At 62.7% G+C, this 20,347-nt stretch carries 17 protein-coding genes and 1 pseudogene; 2 read left to right on the forward strand and 16 right to left on the reverse strand.

Going from position 1 to position 20,347, the window contains the following annotated elements:
• Positions 1-26: 26 nt before the first annotated feature.
• Positions 27-2,573, reverse strand: a complete 2,547-nt coding sequence (locus B015_RS0112780; protein WP_040456200.1) for a ComEC/Rec2 family competence protein — start codon at positions 2,571-2,573, stop codon at positions 27-29.
• A 109-nt stretch (positions 2,574-2,682) separates the two neighbouring features.
• Between B015_RS0112780 and gltX the strand changes: the two genes are divergently transcribed.
• Positions 2,683-4,101 carry a glutamate--tRNA ligase gene (gltX, locus tag B015_RS0112785; protein ID WP_018428094.1) on the forward strand — a complete coding sequence of 473 codons (1,419 nt, stop codon included), beginning with the start codon at positions 2,683-2,685 and terminating at the stop codon, positions 4,099-4,101.
• Between the two features lie 177 nt (positions 4,102-4,278).
• A complete protein-coding gene (gene gltA / locus B015_RS0112790) occupies positions 4,279-5,568 on the forward strand; it encodes a citrate synthase (RefSeq protein WP_018428095.1) in 1,290 nt (429 codons plus the stop codon).
• A gap of 144 nt (positions 5,569-5,712) precedes the next feature.
• Here gltA and lpxB read toward each other — a convergent pair whose 3' ends face one another.
• The 15 genes and pseudogenes from lpxB to B015_RS0112865 form a co-directional block, all read right to left on the reverse strand.
• Positions 5,713-6,876: a lipid-A-disaccharide synthase gene (lpxB, locus tag B015_RS0112795; RefSeq protein ID WP_018428096.1), complete on the reverse strand. Its 1,164-nt coding sequence runs from the start codon at positions 6,874-6,876 to the stop codon at positions 5,713-5,715.
• A complete protein-coding gene (lpxI, locus tag B015_RS0112800) occupies positions 6,873-7,766 on the reverse strand; it encodes a UDP-2,3-diacylglucosamine diphosphatase LpxI (protein WP_157632721.1) in 894 nt (297 codons plus the stop codon). The genes lpxB and lpxI overlap by 4 nt, the downstream gene beginning before the upstream one ends.
• The gene (gene lpxA, locus B015_RS0112805; RefSeq protein WP_018428098.1) at positions 7,753-8,586 is read right to left on the reverse strand and encodes an acyl-ACP--UDP-N-acetylglucosamine O-acyltransferase; all 834 of its coding nucleotides are present in this window, start codon (positions 8,584-8,586) and stop codon (positions 7,753-7,755) included. Before lpxA ends, lpxI begins: the two co-directional genes overlap by 14 nt.
• 11 nt (positions 8,587-8,597) lie before the next feature.
• Positions 8,598-9,062 carry a 3-hydroxyacyl-ACP dehydratase FabZ gene (gene fabZ / locus B015_RS0112810; RefSeq protein WP_018428099.1) on the reverse strand — a complete coding sequence of 155 codons (465 nt, stop codon included), beginning with the start codon at positions 9,060-9,062 and terminating at the stop codon, positions 8,598-8,600.
• Positions 9,055-10,113, reverse strand: coding sequence for a UDP-3-O-(3-hydroxymyristoyl)glucosamine N-acyltransferase (gene lpxD / locus B015_RS0112815; RefSeq protein WP_018428100.1), 1,059 nt, complete (start codon positions 10,111-10,113; stop codon positions 9,055-9,057). The genes fabZ and lpxD overlap by 8 nt, the downstream gene beginning before the upstream one ends.
• A 72-nt stretch (positions 10,114-10,185) precedes the next feature.
• Complete coding sequence (bamA, locus tag B015_RS0112820) at positions 10,186-12,537, reverse strand: outer membrane protein assembly factor BamA (protein WP_018428101.1); 2,352 nt, start codon at positions 12,535-12,537, stop codon at positions 10,186-10,188.
• A gap of 222 nt (positions 12,538-12,759) precedes the next feature.
• The gene (rseP, locus tag B015_RS0112825) at positions 12,760-13,899 is read right to left on the reverse strand and encodes an RIP metalloprotease RseP (RefSeq protein ID WP_018428102.1); all 1,140 of its coding nucleotides are present in this window, start codon (positions 13,897-13,899) and stop codon (positions 12,760-12,762) included.
• A gap of 68 nt (positions 13,900-13,967) precedes the next feature.
• Positions 13,968-14,798 carry a phosphatidate cytidylyltransferase gene (locus B015_RS0112830; RefSeq protein WP_026227218.1) on the reverse strand — a complete coding sequence of 277 codons (831 nt, stop codon included), beginning with the start codon at positions 14,796-14,798 and terminating at the stop codon, positions 13,968-13,970.
• A gap of 11 nt (positions 14,799-14,809) precedes the next feature.
• Complete coding sequence (locus B015_RS0112835) at positions 14,810-15,547, reverse strand: isoprenyl transferase (RefSeq protein ID WP_198292898.1); 738 nt, start codon at positions 15,545-15,547, stop codon at positions 14,810-14,812.
• A gap of 14 nt (positions 15,548-15,561) precedes the next feature.
• The gene (frr, locus tag B015_RS0112840; protein WP_018428105.1) at positions 15,562-16,116 is read right to left on the reverse strand and encodes a ribosome recycling factor; all 555 of its coding nucleotides are present in this window, start codon (positions 16,114-16,116) and stop codon (positions 15,562-15,564) included.
• Positions 16,117-16,159: 43 nt separating this feature from the next.
• Entirely contained in the window at positions 16,160-16,882 is a 723-nt protein-coding gene (gene pyrH, locus B015_RS0112845) for a UMP kinase (RefSeq protein WP_018428106.1), read from the reverse strand.
• 107 nt (positions 16,883-16,989) lie between these two features.
• The gene (gene tsf, locus B015_RS0112850) at positions 16,990-17,910 is read right to left on the reverse strand and encodes a translation elongation factor Ts (protein WP_018428107.1); all 921 of its coding nucleotides are present in this window, start codon (positions 17,908-17,910) and stop codon (positions 16,990-16,992) included.
• A gap of 121 nt (positions 17,911-18,031) precedes the next feature.
• Complete coding sequence (rpsB, locus tag B015_RS0112855; protein ID WP_026227219.1) at positions 18,032-18,811, reverse strand: 30S ribosomal protein S2; 780 nt, start codon at positions 18,809-18,811, stop codon at positions 18,032-18,034.
• A 380-nt stretch (positions 18,812-19,191) separates the two neighbouring features.
• A pseudogene (locus B015_RS0112860) lies at positions 19,192-19,446 on the reverse strand (DUF4031 domain-containing protein); the annotation flags it as partial.
• A gap of 7 nt (positions 19,447-19,453) precedes the next feature.
• Positions 19,454-20,281 carry a cell envelope integrity EipB family protein gene (locus B015_RS0112865; RefSeq protein WP_018428110.1) on the reverse strand — a complete coding sequence of 276 codons (828 nt, stop codon included), beginning with the start codon at positions 20,279-20,281 and terminating at the stop codon, positions 19,454-19,456.
• Positions 20,282-20,347: the final 66 nt, after the last annotated feature.

A 20,347-nucleotide genomic window follows, 5' to 3' on the forward strand; every position in this document is an offset into this window, starting at 1 on the left:
CATATGGCACGCTTGCCTGCGGTGGGCTATTCGGTCGTCGCGTTGTCTGGCTGTTTTCTCACCGCCTCTTGGCGATTGGGTGCAAGTCCCCTCGCCTCGCGGGAAAATTGGCGGTGCGCATGCCATGGCCGGTAGGGCTCGGTGATGGCATATTCGACCGATAGCACCGACGCGCCGCCCGCCACGACTGGCGTCAGATAGACCGCGGCGCTGCCCAGACGCGCCAGATCGCGCTTGGTCACTACGGTTGCGACCTGCCCGCCACAGACATCTCCAGCAGTCGCATCGTCGATGACGACGAGTGCAGCCGTTCGGCAGACTTGCCACGCCGCAGCAGCATTGGACGCGTGGACAACCGTCGCGCCGGATTGATGTCGAAGCGTGCACAAACCCGCGGAGCAGTGGAAGGCACTTGCGCCGGCGACGGTTTTGACGGCGTCCTCAGCTGGCGCAAGGCCTTTGGCCCGACCATTCGCAGGAAGGCTCTGCGGCGCGGCCCCAAAGCGTGGGCCATCGGCCGCCGGAGCTGCGGTCCCTCTGGTCTTCTCTGCATCCTGCGACGGCTTGCTAAGCTCTTCCACCGCCAACGCCCGCATCCAGTTGTCTGACGTGAACTGGTTTGGCCTTGGCCTGTTGACCGCGAGCTTGCCATCGTCGGTGGCGACGCCGACGAGGCGTCCATCTTCGGCCACGAGCACATCCGGCGACGGCGCGACGCCGATGACGAGCACGCCGGCCACGACGAATGGCACTGCGGCAAGGCGCAGCCAGGTCGTCGCCGTCGCAGCGACGACAAGGGCTATTGTCACCAGCACGACCGACCAGGTCGATACCAGCCCGACGGCGTCCAGCGGCGAGCGGTCGGAAATCCATTCGGCCATGGCGATCATGACGCGCAAACCGGCGCCCATGACATCGAGGAACGGCCCATCCAGTCCGAAGGGCATGGCTAGGCTGGCGAACACCGCGAACGGCATCACCAGCACCGATACGACAGGCATGACCGCCAGATTGGCGACGAGGCTGAGCGGCGACACACGCTGGAAATGCCAGGCGCCGAACACTGCCGTGGCGACACCGGCGATGATGGAGGTAGCGACAAGGCCGACTGTGGCGTTGCGCCCCCAGTGCCAGGCACGCGACCACAATGTCATCTCGCCAACAGGCTGTGCCTGCTCCTCACGGCGCTCGGACCACCAGCCATAGGCCCCGACGAGTGCTGCGGTGGCGGCAAACGACATCTGGAAGCTCGGACCGACCACCTCATGCGGCGACACCAGAATGACGATGATGGCGGAAATGGCGAGATTGCGCATCGTCAGCGCAGCACGATCAAACAGCACCGCAGTCAACATCACGGCCAGCATGACGAAGCTGCGCTGGGCCGCCACCTCTCCGCCCGAGATGAACAGATAGGCGGCAATGCCGACCAGGGCGACGACGGCGGCGTATTTCTTGACGGGATGCCGCGATGCGAAATCCGGGAAGGCGGCAAAGCCAAGACGCATAAGGAACATCACCGTGCCGGCAACCATCGCCATATGCAGGCCGGAGATCGAGATGATGTGATAGAGCCCTGTTCGGCGGAGAGCCTCATTGACATCTTCGGGGATGCCGCCACGCACGCCGACCACAAGTGCTGCCGCGATCTCGCCTTCGGCACCGCCAATACGCTGGCGGATGCGCTCAGCAACTCGGTCACGGGCATTCGCCACCCAGGCCAACATACTTTGAGTTGGCGTCTGCTCTGTCGTCGAGGCCGCCAGATCTGGCCCCTTCATGAAGAACCCGCTTGCGCCGATGCCGTCGAAATAGCTCTCGAAGGAAAAGTCGTAGCTGCCGGGGCGCACCGGCCCCGATGGCGGCATGAGCCTGGCGTAGCCCTGCACCGTCGAGCCGGCGACCAGACCTTCAGGCGCTTGGCGGGCGACGAGCCTTACCCTATCGGGGGCAAAACGCAGCCTGGGTCTCGCGGTCGTAGCCACATCGATGGTAAGGCGCAGACGCCCCTTGTCGAGATGGTCGATGTCCACCACCCTCCCGCTCAGGGTGGTCGAAACCTCGGCGCCGAGCATCTTTGTAGCCATCCTCATGGTTTCAACCTTGGCGGCGACCAGGCCGAGCGCCATGCAGGCCCAGGCCGCTAGTCCGAGATGGACGATCCTGCGCGACCGGGCCAGCACGCAAAGCGCAAGCATGAGCCCGAACGCCGCCACGAGAGGCAGCAGCTCGGGCTCATTGCGCAGGTTGAAATAGATCAACGCGCCCAGGGCGAGGAAGACCGGGACCAGCATGAATGCCGCACCGCGTTCGAGCTCGGCCTCGACGGCAAGCTGAACCCGAGCGGTTCGCAGCCTCCTGGCCAGATCCGATCCAGCCAGCCACAGACGATCCGAGACGTCCCCGAAGAGGGTTGGGGCCGTGGCTTCCGCGGCATTGCCGGGCGCGTCGGGCAGTCGTTCGGGCGCTGGGATCAAAGTCGGAAGCGCAGCCGGACGGTTCAGCAAGTCGCGCTCGCTGACCTCCACCGCCGGACTTTCTCCGGCCTGCCCCTCCCGCACCCGGTCGCCCATCGGGCCTGCCTCTTGCGCCCCTGACCTTCTATGCTACATCAACGCCACCGAAACACCATGCGCCGCCGGTCCTCCGGCCGGGCGACGCCATGCTTCCTTGGAATCTGCTATGTCCGTCGTCACCCGCTTCGCCCCCTCGCCCACCGGCTATCTGCATATCGGTGGTGCGCGTACCGCCCTGTTCAACTGGCTCTATGCCCACCACACCGGCGGCAAGATGCTGCTGCGCATCGAGGATACCGACCGCGAACGCTCGACCGATGCTGCAACCGCCGCGATCCTCGAGGGCCTGACCTGGCTGGGACTCACCTGGGAAGGTGCGCCCATCTCGCAGTTCGAGCGCGCCCCGCGCCACCGCGAAGTGGCCGAGGAACTCGTTCGCATGGGCAAGGCCTATTATTGCTACACCACGCCGACCGAGCTCGACGAGATGCGTGAAAAGGCCCGCGCCGAAGGCCGCCCGCCGCGCTATGACGGACGCTGGCGCGACCGCGATGCTTCCGAGGCGCCTGAAGGCGTGAAACCGGTCATCCGCATCAAGGCGCCGCAGGAAGGCGAGACGCTGGTGCGCGACCGCGTGCAGGGTGACGTTCGCTTCCCCAACAAGGATCTCGACGATTTCATCATTCTGCGTTCGGACGGCGTGCCGACCTACATGCATGCGGTCGTCGTCGACGACCATGACATGGGCGTGACCCACATCATCCGCGGGGACGATCACCTTACCAATGCCGCGCGCCAGACCGTCATCTATGACGCCATGGGCTGGGACGTGCCTGTGATGTCGCACATTCCGCTGATCCATGGCGCCGACGGCGCCAAGCTGTCCAAGCGTCACGGCGCGCTCGGTGTCGATGCCTATCGCGGCATGGGCTACCTGCCCGAGGCGCTGCTCAACTATCTCGCCCGTCTCGGCTGGAGCCACGGCGACGACGAGGTGATGAGCATTGAAAACATGATCGCCTGGTTCGAGATCGAGGACGTCAACAAGGGTGCTGCCCGCTTCGACTTCGCCAAGCTGGAAGCGCTGAACGGCGTCCATATGCGCCAGATGGACGACGCCAAGCTGCTCGACATCTTCGTGGCCACTCTGCCCTATCTGCCCAACGGCGCGACCGTGGCCGACGGACTCAACGACAAGACGAAAGCGCAGCTGCTCGCGGCGATGCCCGGCCTGAAGGAGCGCGCAAAGACACTCATCGAGCTCGCCGATGGCGCAGCCTTCCTGTTTGCTCAGCGTCCGCTGCCGCTCGACGAGAAGGCAGCGACCCTGCTCAACGACGCGGCAAAGGCCATCCTCAAAGGTGTGCATGGGGCACTCAGCTCCGTCGACTCAGGCTGGAGTGCAGCTTCCGCCGAAGCTGCCGTCCGCGAGTTCGCAACACGCGAAAATGTGAAGCTGGGCGCCGTGGCACAGCCGTTGCGTGCCGCCCTGACGGGTAAGAGCACCTCTCCTGGGGTGTTCGATGTTCTGGAGGTTCTGGGGCGCGACGAAAGTCTGAGCCGCATTTCCGATCAAATCGATTAGGTCAGCAGTGCTTTCCTAGTTTTGCATTGAAATGAGGCTATTGCGGTGCAACATTGCGGCAACAAGCCAATTTGACAGCAGCGGGGAAGCTGGAAGGCAAGTTCAAGCGTTCCGGGCAAAGGGTTTGCTTGTTGAAATTTCGCCGTCTTGCGGCGGCTGAGCACTAAGGAGAATGCGATGACAGATTCGACCGCCAAACTTGAATTCCGCGGCCAGACTCACGAGTTCAAGGTCCGAGGCGGAACGGTCGGGCCGGATGTGATCGACATCGCATCCCTCTACGGCACGACAGGCGCCTTCACCTATGACCCGGGCTTCACGTCGACGGCGAGCTGCGAGTCGCAGATCACCTTCATCGACGGCGACGCCGGCGTGCTTCTGCACCGCGGCTACCCCATCGACCAGCTCGCCGAGCACGGCGACTTCCTCGAGGTCTGCTACCTGCTGCTTTACGGCGAGCTGCCGACCAAGGCCCAGAAGGACGACTTCGACTATCGCGTCACGCGCCACACCATGGTGCACGAGCAGATGTCGCGCTTCTTCACCGGCTTCCGCCGCGACGCGCACCCTATGGCCGTCATGTGCGGCGTCGTCGGCGCGCTCTCTGCCTTCTACCACGACTCGACCGACATCTCCGACCCGCATCAGCGCATGGTCGCCTCGATCCGCCTGATCGCCAAGATGCCGACGATCGCCGCCATGGCCTACAAATACCATATCGGCCAGCCCTTCGTTTACCCGAAGAACGAGCTGAACTTCGCTGCCAACTTCCTGCACATGTGCTTTGCCGTGCCGTGCGAGGAGTACAAGGTGAACCCGGTTCTGGCCCGCGCCATGGACCGCATCTTCATCCTGCACGCCGACCATGAGCAGAACGCCTCGACCTCGACCGTGCGTCTCGCCGGTTCGTCGGGCGCCAATCCGTTCGCCTGCATCGCCGCCGGCATCGCCTGCCTGTGGGGCCCGGCACATGGCGGCGCCAACGAAGCCGCCCTCAACATGCTGGCCGAGATCGGCACCGTCGATCGCATCCCCGAATTCATCGCCCGCGCCAAGGACAAGAACGATCCGTTCCGCCTGATGGGCTTCGGCCACCGCGTCTACAAGCACTACGATCCGCGCGCCAAGATCATGCAGAAGACCACGCATGAAGTGCTCGGCGAACTCGGCATCAAGGACGATCCGACGCTTGATGTGGCGATGGAGCTCGAGCGCATCGCGCTGACCGACGAATACTTTATCGAGAAGAAGCTCTACCCGAACATCGATTTCTATTCGGGCATCACGCTGAAGGCGCTGGGCTTCCCCACCACCATGTTTACCGTGCTGTTCGCGCTCGCCCGCACCGTCGGCTGGATCGCGCAGTGGAAGGAAATGATCGAGGATCCGCGCCAGAAGATCGGCCGGCCGCGCCAGCTCTACACCGGCGCTCCCGAGCGCGATTACGTGCCGATCGCCAAGCGCTGATCCGGACGACCTGAACGTGAAACGCCCGCCCTTTGGCGGGCGTTTTTTTTGCGCAGAGGCCGCGAAATCGCGACAGCTGCGAACGCACGATGCGAAGGTTGAAAGTGTCGGAGCGTTCTATGCCCGTGCCGACGCGCGCAGCACTCAGGTGCGGATGTGGCCGAGAACCGCTTCTGCTGCCAGTTCGCCCGAAGGGCGTTCGGTTGCCATACGGCGCGCTATTTCAGCAAAGCCGTCCTTCTGCCAGCGACGCAGGCCGCTGTCGGAGAAAAGTCCCTCGACATGGCGCGCCATCCACTCGGGCCGCACATACTGATTGTAGACCTCGATGATCACGGGGCGGTCGGCGATCAGATTGGGAAGCGACGCGCTCCACACAGTGATCAGCCGCTGGGCAAGACGCATGAAAGGGTCAAGCTTGTAGCTGGACATCATCGGCACGCCGGCGAGCGCGAGTTCGAGCGCAACCGTACCGGAAGCGATAAGTGCGGCATCCGCTTCGCCGAAGGCCTGCCACTTGCGCCGGGGATCGAGCACGATCTCCGGCTTGTGCGCCCAGCTGGAAACACCTTCCTCGACGAGACCGGCAACATGCGGCACTGTCGGCAGTACCAGACGCAGGCGGTGCCCGCGCGCACGAAGGGCGGTGACGGTTTCGCCGAAGGCGCCGAGCAGCCCGCGAACCTCGCCGCGGCGCGAGCCCGGCAACAGCAGCAAGGTCTTTTCACGTTCAGGCGAAAGATCCCGTTCGGTCAGCTGCATCGCAGCGGCCAGCGCCACGCCGGGGTCGCTGGCAAGGCGATGACCGACATAGGTGCCCTTCGGCCCGCCCAGCCGGGCAAGCTCGGCCGGTTCGAAGGGCAGGATGCACAGAACCTCGTCGATATCAGGTTTCATCGCCTTGGCGCGGCCGGGACGCCAGGCCCAGACGCTGGGGCAGATGTAATGGACGATCGGAATCGTGGGATCGAGCGCGCGGACCTTTTTCGCCACGCGCAGCGAAAAATCCGGACTGTCGATGGTCACCACACAGTCAGGCTTTTCGGCAGCGATGAACCGCGCCGTCTCGCCGATGCGCCGCATCAGTCGCGGCAGGTCGCGGATGATGGCGCTGAGCCCCATGAGCGCGATCTCGCCGCCATCGAAGAGTGGCGTAAGTCCCTGCTCCTGCAGATGACGCCCGCCAATGCCGACAAGACGCACCTCACGCCCGCTCAGGCGGCGCAGAGCAGCTACAAGATCGGCGCCAAGAAGGTCACCCGACTCCTCGCCGGCAACGATGGCTATCTTGAGCGCCGGCAAGGTCATTTGTGCGCCCCCTGGTCCGCAAGCCCGACGACGAACAGGCCGAGCCTGTCGGCCCTTGCGACCAGTTCACCGTAATCCAGCACCAGCGAGCGGTTGGCCTCCACGCCGATTCCGGCCAGGCCAGCCGCATGTGCCGCATCGACGGTTGCAGGGCCGATGGTCGGCAGGTCGGTGCGCAGCTCTTGGTTCGGCTTGGCGCATTTGACCAGAACGCCGCGCTTGCGCCCGGCTATACGGCCGTTGTCGCGTAGTTCACGCACGCGCTTGAGCAGCAGGTCGGTGCCTTCGATGCCTTCAAGGGCGATGGCACGACCGCCGATGGCAATGGCAGCCTGGCCGATATCGAGAGAACCGATGGCACGCGCGGCCTCCAGGCCGGCCTCAAGATCGGCCCAGTCACCTTGCTGCGGTACATGCGTGCCCATCGGACCTTCAACCGCCAGAAGGTTTGGCACGATCTGGTGCGCGCCGACAACCTTGACGCCGCTGCGTTCGATCAGGCTGACCAGGATACGCAGGAGGCCATCATCTCCGCGCGTCAGCGCTGCAAGCGCCTGCGGCAAGATCCGAAGAAGCGAGATGCTGGGACGTATCGCTTTCCATGCCGGACGGCGGCTAACGCCACCAGCGAGGATGAGATGGGTGATTTTCTGGCGCTTCAACAGCGCAAAGAGGTCGGCGAACTGCTCCACAGCGAGCGTTTCGCCATCGTGCTCCGCCAAGCTCGTGCCTGGATCGGTCTCGCCGTCAATGCGGATGATGTAGGGCCTGTGGCCGGCAGCGGCGAGGCTGTCGGCAACATTGACCGGAAGCCGGCCGCTACCGGCGATGATGCCGACCCGATCGGCAGCGCCGAGATCGAATTGCGTACGCCCTTTAACCTTCGTCATCGGCGTCGTCATCGACAACACCCTTTAGGGGCGGCATGGCATAATGTCGCTTGCCGCGGCTGGAGATGAAATCGACGATCTTCATCGCGATGGGCGAGGAGCCAAATTCGGAGCGCGCAGTCTCGACATTCTCGGCAATCGTGTGCGAGCGGTCGAAGATCGTCTTGTAGGCTCGCCTCAGCAGGTGGATCTCCTCGCGCGGCAGGCCCGAACGGCGCAGGCCGACGATGTTGAGGCCGCGCAGGCTGGCGCGATTGCCGACTGCAATGGCGAATGGAATGACGTCACCGACAACCGCCGAGCAACCGCCGATGAAGGCGTTATCGCCGATGCGGACGAACTGATGCACTGCAGTCAGGCCGCCGATGGTGACGTTGTTGCCGACCTCGACATGGCCGCCCAGCGTCGCACCATTGGCGAAGGTGATGTTGTTGCCGACGATGCAGTCATGCGCGACGTGGGCATAGGCAAGGTAATTGCCGTTGTCGCCGACGATGGTCTCGCCACGGCTGGTATCGGTGCCGGTGTGCATGGTCACGCCTTCGCGGATCGTGCAGTTCTTTCCGATGATCAGTGTCGTGCGGCCGCCCTTGTGCTTGTTGTTCTGCGGCGGCGCACCCAGCGTCGCTTGCGGAAACACCTTGGTGCCTTCGCCCAGGGTCGTCGCGTTCATGATCGAGACATGGCTGACCAGTTCGACCCGGTCGCCAACCACGGCGTCGGCGCTGACGTGGCAAAACGGGCCGACGCGGACGCCCACGCCCAACTGGGCCCCGGCTTCGACTACGGCCAGAGGATGGATGAAAGTTTCGGTCTGCATAAGCGTTCTTGTTATTCCTTGGGCACCATCATGGCCGCCACTTCGGCCTCGGCGACGGTCGCGCCGTCAACACGCGCCTCGCAGGCGAATTTCAGGATGTTGCCGCGCTTCTTGATCTTCTTGACATGGATGCGCATCTGGTCGCCGGGTACCACCGGCTTGCGGAACTTGGCACCGTCGACGGTCATCAGATAGACCAGCGAAGGGCTTTCGTCGATCACCAGGCGCAGGCAGATCGCACCGGCGGTCTGTGCCATGGCCTCGATGATGAGAACGCCAGGCATCACCGGCTGGCCGGGAAAATGACCCTGGAAATGCGGCTCGTTGAAGGTGACGTTCTTGATGCCGACGGCGGAATCATCGCCATCGATATCGACGATGCGATCGATCAGCAGGAACGGATAGCGGTGCGGCAGCAGCCTGAACAGGCCAAGAATGTCGACCGCTTCAAGCGTTGTCGTTGCCTGCTCACTCATCTCGTCCACCCTCTTTCGCCTTGCCTTTGGCCAGCTTTTTGAGCGCCACAAACTCGCGCATCATGTCCTTCATCGGTTTTCCGGGATAGCCGCCCCAGACCTCGCCCGCCGGCACGTCGTGCATGAAACCGCTGCGCGCTGCAAGCTTTGCTCCGGCACCGATGGTGAGATGATCGGCGAGGCCGACGCCGCCGCCCATCATGACCCCGTCGCCGACCGTCACCGACCCCGAGATACCCGTAAGTCCGGCTATGACACAATTGCGACCGATCCGCACGTTGTGCGCGATCTGGACCAGATTGTCGATCTTGGTGTTCTCGCCGATGATCGTGTCGGCCATCGCGCCGCGATCCACCGTGGAATTCGCGCCAATCTCGACATTGTCCTGGATGACGACGCGGCCGATCTGCGGCACGCGCTCCGGGCCCTTCGGCCCGCCGGCAAAACCGAAGCCATCCTGACCAATCCGCGCACCGGCATGGATGATCACGCCATTGCCAAGCAATGCGTATTGCACAGAACTGTGTGGGCCGATGTAGCAGTCGCGGCCGATCTGCACCGAACGCCCGACCACCGCATTCGCTGCGATAACCGTACCGCTGCCGATGGAGGCGAGCGGGCCGATCACCGCGCCAGCCTCGACGATCGCACCTGTTTCGACATGGGCGCTGGCATCGACATGGGCATGGGCCGAAACACCGGTCTCGCCGGTAACGCCCACGGGGCGCTCGGCCTCCGGATAGAGCAGCCGTCCGATGCGGGCGAATGCCTGCTGCGGTCGCGGCGTGACAAGAACGGCAATGCCCTCGGGAACCAGGCCCACGACATCGGGCGTGCAGAGCACAGCCACCGCCTGCAAGGTCGCAAGCGAAGCGGCGTTGCGTTTGCCGTCGACAAAGACAAGTGCTCCTTCGCCGCCGTCATGCGCGGAGGCGATTGTCGCAATTTCCATCTTGGAATGGTCGGGATTGACGAGAGTGGCGCCAGTCAGTTCGGCCACCTCGCCCACCTGATAGAGGCGCGACGGCACAAAGAACACCGGATCCGTCATGTGATGCTGTTCCAGCTGGGCCGGTAAAAAGCATCCGGGCCCCGAAGGGCCCGGACACATTGTTCCGCGCGATTAGAAGCGGGTCGAAATGCCGAAATTGAATTCCTGCGTATTGTCGCCGTCCTGCTTCTTGATCGGCATCGCATAGTCGACACGCAGCGGACCGAAGGGCGACGCCCAGAGCAGGCCAACGCCGACGGAAGCGCGCAGCTGCAGATCGGTGGACGTACCGAAGCTCACGTCCTTCACCTTGCTGCCGTAAAGTGTTGCAGCGTCCGCGAACACCGCACCGCGCAGGCCGAAGCTTTCGGGAACGACCGGGATCGGGAACTGGGCTTCAGCCGACGCATTGAAATACGTCGTGCCGCCGAGGTGCTCGCCGGTAACCGTATCGCGTGGTCCGATGCCGTTATATTCGAAGCCGCGGATCATGCGATCGCTGCTCTTGAACTGATCGAACACGCGAAGCCCATCGTCGCCGAAGCCGATGATGTGACCACCACCTGCGGAGACGAGACCAACAATATCAAGCTCTTCCGAGAGAGTCTGATAGTAGCTGGCGCGACCAGTGAACTTTGCAAACTTTGCGTCGCCACCCAAGCCAGCAACTTCCGTCGTGAAGTTGGCGTAGATGCCGTTGCGCGGATTCTTCATGTCGTCGATGGTGTTGTAAACCAGCGTACCGCTGACCGACGACTTGATCCAGGGGCTCTGCGCCACACCATTGATGATGGCCTGCGATACGTTGCAATCTCCGCCCGGGGGAGTTGGAACGCAGCTGAGGTCGTACTTCTCCTGGGAAATATTATACGCGAGCTGCGTCGAGATATTGTCCGTGATCGGCAGACCGAAACGGATCGTACCGCCGGTGATATCGCTATCGTAGTGATCGTATTTGCGGGTCTGACGATAGATATCGAAGCCCGCGGCGATACGGCGTCCCAAGAAATAAGGCTCGGTGAACGAGAAGCCGTAGTCGCGCGAGTTCTTGCCGCCACCGGCGGAGAACTTGATGAACTGACCGCGACCAAGGAAGTTGCGCTCGGTGATCGAGCCTTCCACAGACGGTCCGGCATTGTCGCCACCGGTCGAATAGCCGGCACCGATCGAGAACTCACCGGTCGACTTCTCGATGAGATCGACGACCAGCACCACCTGATCAGGCTGCGAACCGGGCGCCGTCGAGATTTCGACGCGCTCGAAGAAGTTCAGCGCCTCAAGACGCTTCTTGGCACGCTGGATGAGAACCTGGTTGAACGCATCGCCTTCGGACACGTCGAATTCGCGACGGATAACGAAGTCACGCGTACGCTCGTTGCCGCGGATCTCAATGCGCTCGACATAGGCCTTGGCACCCTGGTCAACCGTGTAGACCACGTTGATGGTGCGGCTCTCGAAATTGCGATCGCCACGCGGCGTCACCTTGGCGAAGGCATAACCCTTGCCGGCGACATTCTCGGTGATCGCAATGATCGAATCTTCAACGTTCTTGGCGTTGTAGACGTCGCCCTTGCGTGTCTCGACCAACGACTGCAGCGTCGCGCCATCGACTTCCGGAATCGTGCTTTCGACCGACACGTCACCAAAGGTGTAGCGCTGACCTTCATCGACCGTGATGGTGATGGTGTACTGGTTCGTCGCTTCGTCGAGTTCGCCGAAAGCGGAAACGACCTGGAAGTCGGCGTAACCGTGATTGAAATAGAAGCGGCGCAGCGCTTCCTCGTCGGCGCGCAGGCGACCCTCGTCGTAGATATCGTCGCGCAGCATGAACGACAGGATCGACGAGCGCTTGGTCGAGATGATGTCGGACAGACGACGATCGCTATAGGCAGTATTGCCGACGAAGTTGATAGCCGCGATCTTGGTGCGGCCACCTTCATTGATCTCGAACACCACGTTCACGCGGTTCTCGCCGAGATCCATGACCTTCGTGCCGACGGTCACGTCATCACGGCCGACGCGCTTGTAGGCTTCCTTGATCGCCTGTGCATCGGACTCGAGCGTCGCTTGCGAGAAGGCACCGCGCGGCTTCAGCTGAACGGCGCTGCCGAGCTGGGCGTCCTTCAGCTTCTTGTTGCCCTGGAACAGCACATTGTTGACGACCTGGTATTCGGAGACCTGAACCACCAAGGTCGAACCGACCTGATTGATACGCACATCGGAGAACAAGCCGCTGCCGAACAGCGCCTTCACCGCATCGTCAATGTCGTTGTTCGTGAACGACTTGCCGGGCTTGATGTTGATGTAGTTGCGGACCGTGTCGGCATCGACGCGCTGGTTGCCGCGCACTTCGACTCGGTTGACCACCGCCGCCTCGGCGGCAGACACGGCAACAAACTGGACAGCGACTGCTCCGGGAACGGCCAGTGCTGCGGACAGAGCCACCGCGGACGCGGCGCTCGCAAACTTGAATGCTGCCTTCATAGTCGGCCTTTACAACCTTTTCTCGAAGTCCCCACGGCGAGAAAACCGGACGTCGCGGTAATTTTCCCGTACCGTAATAACCGGATTTTCCCTACACGCAAGGCTTCTGGTTAATTTGCGCTTACTTCCCCAGCGAGCGTGACTTTCGCGTCACGCAAACTGCCCCGGATGGTAAACGCACCCTCAACAAGCCCCTTGCCGGCCTAAAATTTCTTCATGATTTCAGCAGCCAAACAGGTCGTTCCAGAAAACGAACCCCATAAAAGCCAGCACGAGAATCATCCCCACTCGATATACAGCCTCCATCGCCCTTTCGGAAACAGGGCGCCTGATGACAGCCTCAACTGCATAGAACGCCAAGTGTCCGCCGTCGAGGGGCGGAATCGGCAGAAGGTTGAGAAAACCGATGCCGACCGAAAGCAAAGCCACCAGTTGTATCAGCCATTCAAAGCCCAGCTTGGCTGCCTTGCCTGCCATGTCGGCGATCTTCACCGGTCCACCCAACTGGCATTTGTCTTCGCGGCCGACCACGAATCGCTTGAGAAACTGCCCAGTGCGCTCGATGACGTGCCAGGTCTCCGAAGTCGCCTGAACAAAGGCGCCACCCACACTGTAAGAGATGAGCCGCGGCTGCCCCATCTCCTCGTTGTTGACGACGCCGATAACCGCCACCTTGACCGAATTGCCAAGCGCGTCCTTCTGCTCCATCAGTTCGGGAGCAGCCGTGACGTCCACTTCCTTGCCGTCGCGACGCATGACGAACTTGATCGGATCGCCGCCCCGTCCCGAAACGAGACGCTGCACATCGGAGAAGGTTTCGACAGGCGTACCGTCGACGCTGACGAATCGGTCGCCCGGCATGATGCCGGCGACGGCTGCCGGACTGCCGGCGCGCACTTCGGCAACGGTCGGCTCCATGACGTAGCGACCATAGGCCGTGAACAGCACGGTAAAGACTGCGATCGTCAGCAGGAAGTTGAACAGCGGGCCGGCGAAGACGGTCGCGGCACGTTTCCAGACCGGCTGTGTGTGGAAAGCGACCTTGCGCTCGGCCTCGCTCAGATTGTCGACCTCGGCCCCTTCAGGCGAACTGGTGACGTTCATGTCGCCGACGAATTTGACATAGCCGCCGAGCGGAATGGCGCAGAGCTTCCACCGCGTGCCGCGCCTGTCGTTGAAACCGAAAAGCTCGGGGCCGAAGCCTATGGAGAACGCCCTCACCCCGATGCCGCACCAGCGGCCGACGAGGTAGTGTCCCATCTCATGCACGAAGACGACGATGGTCAGCACGAACAGAAACGGCACGATGGTGCCGAGAAGAAGTCCGTTGGTGCTCAGGAAGGCAGGAAGATACTCGTTCAAGTCTAGCCCTCAACCACTTGGCGCCGTGCGTTCCGCACGTCCCGACGTCAACAATGGCCGACTGCCGATCAGGCAGGAAACAGGCCATGCGCCGGATGATCGGCGGAACCTGACAGCCAGCCGATGACGTATAGGGCAAATGTCGCCGCGACAAGCCCGTCGACCCGGTCCATCACGCCCCCGTGACCGGGAATGATGAAACCGGAATCCTTGTAGCCATGCCGCCGCTTGACCCATGATTCGAAAAGGTCGCCAGCCTGCGAGACGACCGACAGCAACAGCGCCACAATTCCGAGCAAAGGCAGATTGCCGATGCCCATCGCCCCTGCGAGCAGCAGGCCTGCGACAACGCCGCCGATGGCGCCGCCGACGGCGCCGCTGCGCGTTTTGCCGGGCGAAATCGCCGGCGCGAGCTTGGGGCCGCCGACCTTGCGGCCGACGAAATAGGCGAAGATGTCGGTCGACCAGACCACGGCGAAGAGAAACAGGATCGCAACCAGCCCTGATGCGCCGTCGCCACGCAGCAGAGCCAGCGACAGGCCGGACAGGGCCGCATAGCCGAAGCCCGCCGCGTCCCAGCCGCCAATGCCGCGCAACCGCCCGGCACTCCAGAGCACCCCGGCAAAAAGCACCGTAAGGGCAAGCAAGGCAAAGGCAGGGATGCCGATGACAAGCGCACCGACGAAGATCAGCACCAATCCTTCAGGCAGGAAGCCGAGAGCCCCTGCCGTCCAGCTGGCCTCCGTCTTCGGACGCGCCATGCGCGACCATTCGTAGAATATGCCGAGCACGATCGCCGCCGAAAACAACCGGAACGGCACGCCGCCCAACCAGGTGAGCAGCAGGACGGCAACGGCAAGGACAATCGCCGATATCGTACGGATCTGGAGATTGCTCATGCGTTCCGCCGTCACAGCGCAACGTCGCGCGGCGCTAGCCCGCCGAAGCGGCGCTCGCGGCCGGTGTATTCGCGCAATGCATCCGCCAAGTGCTCCCTAGTGAAGTCTGGCCAGTAGCAGGGCTGGAAGACCAGCTCGCTATAGGCCGACTGCCAGGGCAAGAAGTTGGAAAGCCTGACCTCGCCGCTGGTGCGGATCAACAGATCCGGATCGGGGATGCCCGACGTGTCGAGCTCTTCGGCAAAAAGTTCCGGCGTGATGTCTTCGCTTGCGAGGTCGCCACGTTTGACCGCTTCGGCAAGCTTTCGCGCCGCCCGTGCGATCTCGTCGCGTCCGCCATAGTTGAACGCAATCACCAGGGTCAGCGAATCGTTGCCTGCCGTCAGCGTCTCCGCCTCTTCCAGCAAGGACCTGATATCGGGCTGCAAGGTCGCCCTGTCGCCGATGACGCGCACGCGCACGCCGCTGTTATGGAGTTCGGCCAGATCGCGTCGGATGAAAATCTTGAGCAAGCCCATGAGGTCTGTGACCTCGGACTTCGGCCGCGACCAGTTTTCCGAAGAAAACGCGTAGACCGTCAGCCAGGAAATGCCGAGGTCGGCCGCAGCGCGAACGGTGCGGCGCAGCGCTTCCACGCCGGCCTTGTGCCCCGCAACGCGTGGCAACCCCCGGGCCTTTGCCCAGCGGCCATTGCCGTCCATGATGATCGCGACATGCGCGGGCGTAGTCATCCGTTCGCTTTCGGACAGGCGAGTTGCCTGCCTTAGACTTGCATGATCTCGGCTTCTTTGCCTGCCAGCAGGCTGTCGATCTGGCTGATCGTGTCGTCGGTCAGCTTCTGGACCTTGTCGGACTGGACGCGCTGGTCGTCCTGGCTGATGTCGCCATCCTTCTCGGCCTTTTTGAGCGCATCCATGCCGTCGCGGCGCACGTGGCGGGTCGCTACCTTGGCATTCTCGGCATAGGTATGGGCGATCTTGACCAGTTCCTTGCGGCGCTGCTCGTTGAGTTCCGGCAGCGGAATGCGCAGGTTGGTGCCGTCGACGATCGGATTGAAGCCGAGGTTCGACTCGCGGATGGCGCGATCGACTGCACCCACCATCGACTTGTCCCAGACCGACACTGAAATCATGCGCGGCTCAGGCACCGACACGGTCGCCACCTGGTTGAGCGGCATCGGCGAGCCATAGGCCATGACATGGATCGGATCGAGAAGGTTGCTCGAGGCACGCCCCGTGCGCAGCGATGCGAGGTCATGCTTGAAAGCGTTGATGGCACCTTCCATGCGGCGCTGAAGATCGTTGTAATCCGTGCTCATAGCAGTCTCCTTGGTCCCGGGTCCGGGGCCATCGTTCCAATGGTCAGGCGTCCGCAACAATCGTGCAGCGGCCGCCACCTTTCAATATTTCGCCGAAGCCGCCTTTTTCGTGGATCGAATAGACGATTATCGGAATGTTGTTTTCGCGCGCAAGTGCAATCGCTGCCGTATCCATGATGGACAGGCCCTTGGCGATGACTTCCTGATGCGTGATGCGCTCGAAGCGCGTCGCGGTTGGGTCCTTCTTGGGATCGGCAGAGTAGACGCCGTCCACCTGCGTCCCCTTGAACAGGGCGTCGGCGCCGATCTCGGCCGCGCGCAGTGCTGCCGCCGAATCGGTGGTGAAGAAGGGATTGCCGGTGCCGCCGGCAAAGATCACGACCTTACCTGCGTCCATGTAGGCCGTGGCCTGGCGCTGTGAGAAGCTCTCGCAAAGCTCCGGCATGGCGATGGCCGAAAGCACCACGGAATCGACGCCGAGCTTGTGCAGCGACGTGCGCAACGCCAGCGAATTGATGATGGTGGCGAGCATGCCCATGTGATCGCCGGTGACGCGATCGCCGCCCTTGGAGGCAACGGCCACGCCGCGAAAGATGTTGCCGCCGCCGATGACCACGCCGACCTCCACCCCAAGCGCCCTCGCCTCGGCGATGTCGCTGGCAATGCGGTCGACAACAGAAACGTCGATGCCGAAATGCTGCTCGCCCATCAGGGCTTCACCCGACGCCTTAAGCAGTACGCGCCGGTAGAGCGGCTTGTCGGTCATGGGTTCCTCGCGGCTGTTGAATTTGGGTTCCGATACACGAAGGGCGCCGCGATGTCACGCGGCGCCCTTCGGCTATCCTCAGGAAGCGCTTGATGCAGCGCTACTTTTTAGCCTTTTACGGCAGCAGCAACTTCAGCAGCGAAATCGCTCTCTTCCTTTTCGATACCCTCGCCGAGCGCGAAACGGATGTAGCCGGTGATCTTGGCAGGCGCACCGATCTGCTTCTCAGCGTCCTTGAGGGCTGCCTCGACCGTCAGGTCGGGGTTGAGCACGAAGGCCTGCTTGAGCAGCACGACTTCCTCGTAGAACTTGCGCATGCGGCCTTCCACCATCTTCTCGATGATGTTTTCCGGCTTGCCCGACTGGCGGGCCTGGTCGGCGAAGATCGCCTTTTCGCGCTCAACATGCGTAGCGTCGACCTCGTCAGGGGTCAGGGCCAGCGGGTTGGTCGCGGCAACGTGCATGGCGACCTGACGCGCGAAGGCGCGAGCGGCATCGTGGTTGCCGGCGGTCTCGACAGCAACCAGCACGCCGAGCTTGCCGACATTGTCGGCAACGGCGTTATGGACGTAGGTGGCAACGACGCCTTCCGAAACCGAAAGCTTGGCCGAACGGCGGAAGCTCATGTTCTCGCCAATGGTGCCGACAGCGTCCTTGATCGTGTCGGTGACCGACTTGTCCGAACCCGGATACTTGGCCGCAGCAACAGCCTCGGTGGAGCCGTAGGCAAGCGCAACCTTGGCGACGTTGTTGACGATCTCCTGGAAAGCCGCGTTGCGGGCAACGAAGTCGGTCTCGGAGTTGACCTCGACAACGACGGCTTCGCGCACGCCGGCATCAACGCCGATCAGGCCTTCGGCGGCCGTGCGGCCAGCCTTCTTGTCGGCCTTGGAGATGCCCTTCTTGCGCAGCCAGTCGACGGCAGCTTCCATGTCGCCGCCGGTCTCGGCCAGAGCGGCCTTGCAATCCATCATGCCCGCGCCCGAGAGTTCGCGGAGTTCCTTAACCTGTGCTGCCGAAATGCTCATTGTGGCCTCTTTGCTTTGAAATGCGCTGGCGCACCACCGAGGGTTCGATGATGCGCCTGACGCCGGCGCGAGGTATGCGCCCGATCCAGAAAGGAAGGCCGGTTTCCCGGCCTTCGTGATATCAAGCCTGGGCTTCGCCCGAAGCGGTGTTGTCCAGGGCCGGCTCGATCGGAGCCTCGGCCGAGGCGCCGATGTCGACACCCAGGGCGCCCTGCTGGCGAGCGATGCCGTCGATGCAGGCCTTGGCGATCAGATCGCAATACAGCTGGATCGCGCGGGCAGCGTCGTCGTTGCCGGGGATCGGGAAGTCGATCTTGTCCGGATCGCAGTTCGAATCGATGATTGCAACGACCGGAATGCCAAGACGCTTGGCTTCCTGGATGGCGATCGCTTCCTTATTGGTGTCGATGACAAACATCAGGTCAGGGGTCGAGCCCATGTCCTTGATACCGCCGAGGGCCTTATCCAGCTTCTCGCGCTCACGCTCGAGGTTCAGGCGCTCCTTCTTGGTGAAGCCATGGGCTTCGCCAGCGAGCAGCTCGTCGAGCTTGCGCAGGCGCTGGATCGAATTCGAGATCGTCTTCCAGTTGGTCAGCATGCCGCCGAGCCAACGCGAGTTGACGTAGTACTGAGCCGAACGCTGGGCAGCGTCAGCAACGATGTCGGAAGCCTGGCGCTTGGTGCCGACGAACAGCACGCGGCCGCCGCGCGACACGACGTCGGAAACCTGCTTCAGGGCCTGGTGCAGAAGCGGAACAGTCTGCGACAGGTCGATGATGTGAACGTTGTTGCGGGCGCCGTAGATGTAGGGCGCCATCTTCGGGTTCCAGCGGTGGGTCTGGTGGCCGAAGTGCGAGCCAGCTTCGAGAAGCTGGCGCATGCTGAAATCAGGCAATGCCATCTTTATGTCCTTTTCCGGTTAGCCTCCACGGACCATGACGCTTTTCGCTGAAATGCTCGAAACGCCACCGGGCGGTCTCAGCCGGATTTCTCCCGGGCAGAAACCAAAGTCCGTGTGTGGAATGGGGCGGCATATAGACGTATTGCCTGGTGAGTGCAACCCCGGGACCAGGTCGATATTGGCGGAAAACAAGGCGTTCTGCACCGCCACACCGCGACATGGGCATCCTGTCGCATCGGCACCGCCAACCGCCGCGATCAAATCCGGGGGGCGATTCCCGCGACCGGGGCAGTTCAGCTGCCGGCTGCCCAGCGGGAAATGCCCGGCTCTTCCTGCACGGCACTTTCCATCGGCCTGGGCTCGCGACGCTTGAAGTTGCGCACGCGCACGCGGCGGAACACCGCCACGATCTCCTCGCGGCTGCATTCGACGGCGCCGAGCCTCACGGCCCGATCCCGCTCGAAGCCGGTAATGTCATAGTGGGGGGCGGAGGTCTTGGGTGGCCCCTGGTAGGAGGAGCGCTTCAGCCCAAGCTGGGCAGCAAAACGGTGCAGCTCATGGATATCGTCGGCCAGCAGGTGGCACCAGCGATGGCCCACCCACTTCCAGATCGCCGCGTCGACATAAACAGCCACGCGCCGCCTACTTCTTGCAACTGCCCTGCGGCACCGGGAACAGCGAGAGATTGACCAGCTTGCCGGTCATGGAGAAGTCGCCGTAGTCCATGACCAGATCACGCGTCAGGCCGTTCTCGTGCAGCTTGAAGCTGATCCGGTACTCCGGCACTTCCTCGCCGCTGCCTTTGCTCTCGTCGAAATAGGCAATGTCGACCGGCCAGTACTTGTCCTTGGCCAATCCTGCCAGTGCTGGAAGCTCGGGGTCGCCGCTCGGCGCCTCGGCCTTCTTGCCGACGATGACGGTCGTGGTCATTACCTTGTCGGCATCCTCGGAACCGTCGAACAGGCTGGTTTCATAGAAGGTCTCGCCCCTCTCTGCCTTGTCGATGAGCTCGACCAGATGCTGGGTCGGGAACTGCGTCCTGGCGAGATCGACGGTGCCGGGCGTCGGCTTTTCGATGTCGACCTTCACCCCGTTCGTATCGCGCGTCGCAGTGCCCTTGACCTCGCGGTCGAGGCTCTGGTCGACGAAGGACTTGGTGACAAAGGAGAAGGTCTTGCCCTCGGCGTCCTCGAACGTCGTCGTCTGCTGGTCGGTCAGGCGCGTGTTTTCCTGCGTCGCGATCTGCGTGACGAAACGGAACTTCACCGTATAGCCCTCGCAGGCCGAACCGTTGAACTCGTACACCATGCGGCCGGTGAGGCCTGTTATCCCCGAGCGATCCGACGCCTGGTCGAGCACCAGATCGTAGACTGCGCGGTGAGGAGCAAGCACAGGCGCAGCATAAGCGGGCACAAGGCCAAGTGCCGAAGCGGAAAGGGTGGCAAGTACAGCAAGGCGCGTTGCGCGCATACACGATGCTCCGATCGGCGCGGCCCTGACAGGCCGCTGGGAATGATGGTCCACCATAAAAAAAGT

The organism is Hoeflea sp. 108 (assembly GCF_000372965.1).
Taxonomy (GTDB): domain Bacteria; phylum Pseudomonadota; class Alphaproteobacteria; order Rhizobiales; family Rhizobiaceae; genus Aminobacter.

Excerpts from the sequence above, each read along its gene's own strand:
- lpxD (WP_018428100.1), bottom strand. The coding sequence starts at position 10,113 with ATGACGGATCCGGTGTTCTTTGTGCCGTCGCGCCTCTATCAGGTGGGC.
- frr (WP_018428105.1), bottom strand. The coding sequence starts at position 16,116 with ATGAGCACGGATTACAACGATCTTCAGCGCCGCATGGAAGGTGCCATC.
- gltX (WP_018428094.1), top strand. The coding sequence starts at position 2,683 with ATGTCCGTCGTCACCCGCTTCGCCCCCTCGCCCACCGGCTATCTGCAT.
- fabZ (WP_018428099.1), bottom strand. The coding sequence starts at position 9,062 with ATGAGTGAGCAGGCAACGACAACGCTTGAAGCGGTCGACATTCTTGGC.
- lpxI (WP_157632721.1), bottom strand. The coding sequence starts at position 7,766 with ATGACGAAGGTTAAAGGGCGTACGCAATTCGATCTCGGCGCTGCCGAT.
- bamA (WP_018428101.1), bottom strand. The coding sequence starts at position 12,537 with ATGAAGGCAGCATTCAAGTTTGCGAGCGCCGCGTCCGCGGTGGCTCTG.
- tsf (WP_018428107.1), bottom strand. The coding sequence starts at position 17,910 with ATGAGCATTTCGGCAGCACAGGTTAAGGAACTCCGCGAACTCTCGGGC.
- pyrH (WP_018428106.1), bottom strand. The coding sequence starts at position 16,882 with ATGACCGACAAGCCGCTCTACCGGCGCGTACTGCTTAAGGCGTCGGGT.
- B015_RS0112780 (WP_040456200.1), bottom strand. The coding sequence starts at position 2,573 with ATGGGCGACCGGGTGCGGGAGGGGCAGGCCGGAGAAAGTCCGGCGGTG.
- B015_RS0112865 (WP_018428110.1), bottom strand. The coding sequence starts at position 20,281 with ATGCGCGCAACGCGCCTTGCTGTACTTGCCACCCTTTCCGCTTCGGCA.
- gltA (WP_018428095.1), top strand. The coding sequence starts at position 4,279 with ATGACAGATTCGACCGCCAAACTTGAATTCCGCGGCCAGACTCACGAG.
- B015_RS0112830 (WP_026227218.1), bottom strand. The coding sequence starts at position 14,798 with ATGAGCAATCTCCAGATCCGTACGATATCGGCGATTGTCCTTGCCGTT.
- lpxA (WP_018428098.1), bottom strand. The coding sequence starts at position 8,586 with ATGCAGACCGAAACTTTCATCCATCCTCTGGCCGTAGTCGAAGCCGGG.
- lpxB (WP_018428096.1), bottom strand. The coding sequence starts at position 6,876 with ATGACCTTGCCGGCGCTCAAGATAGCCATCGTTGCCGGCGAGGAGTCG.
- rpsB (WP_026227219.1), bottom strand. The coding sequence starts at position 18,811 with ATGGCATTGCCTGATTTCAGCATGCGCCAGCTTCTCGAAGCTGGCTCG.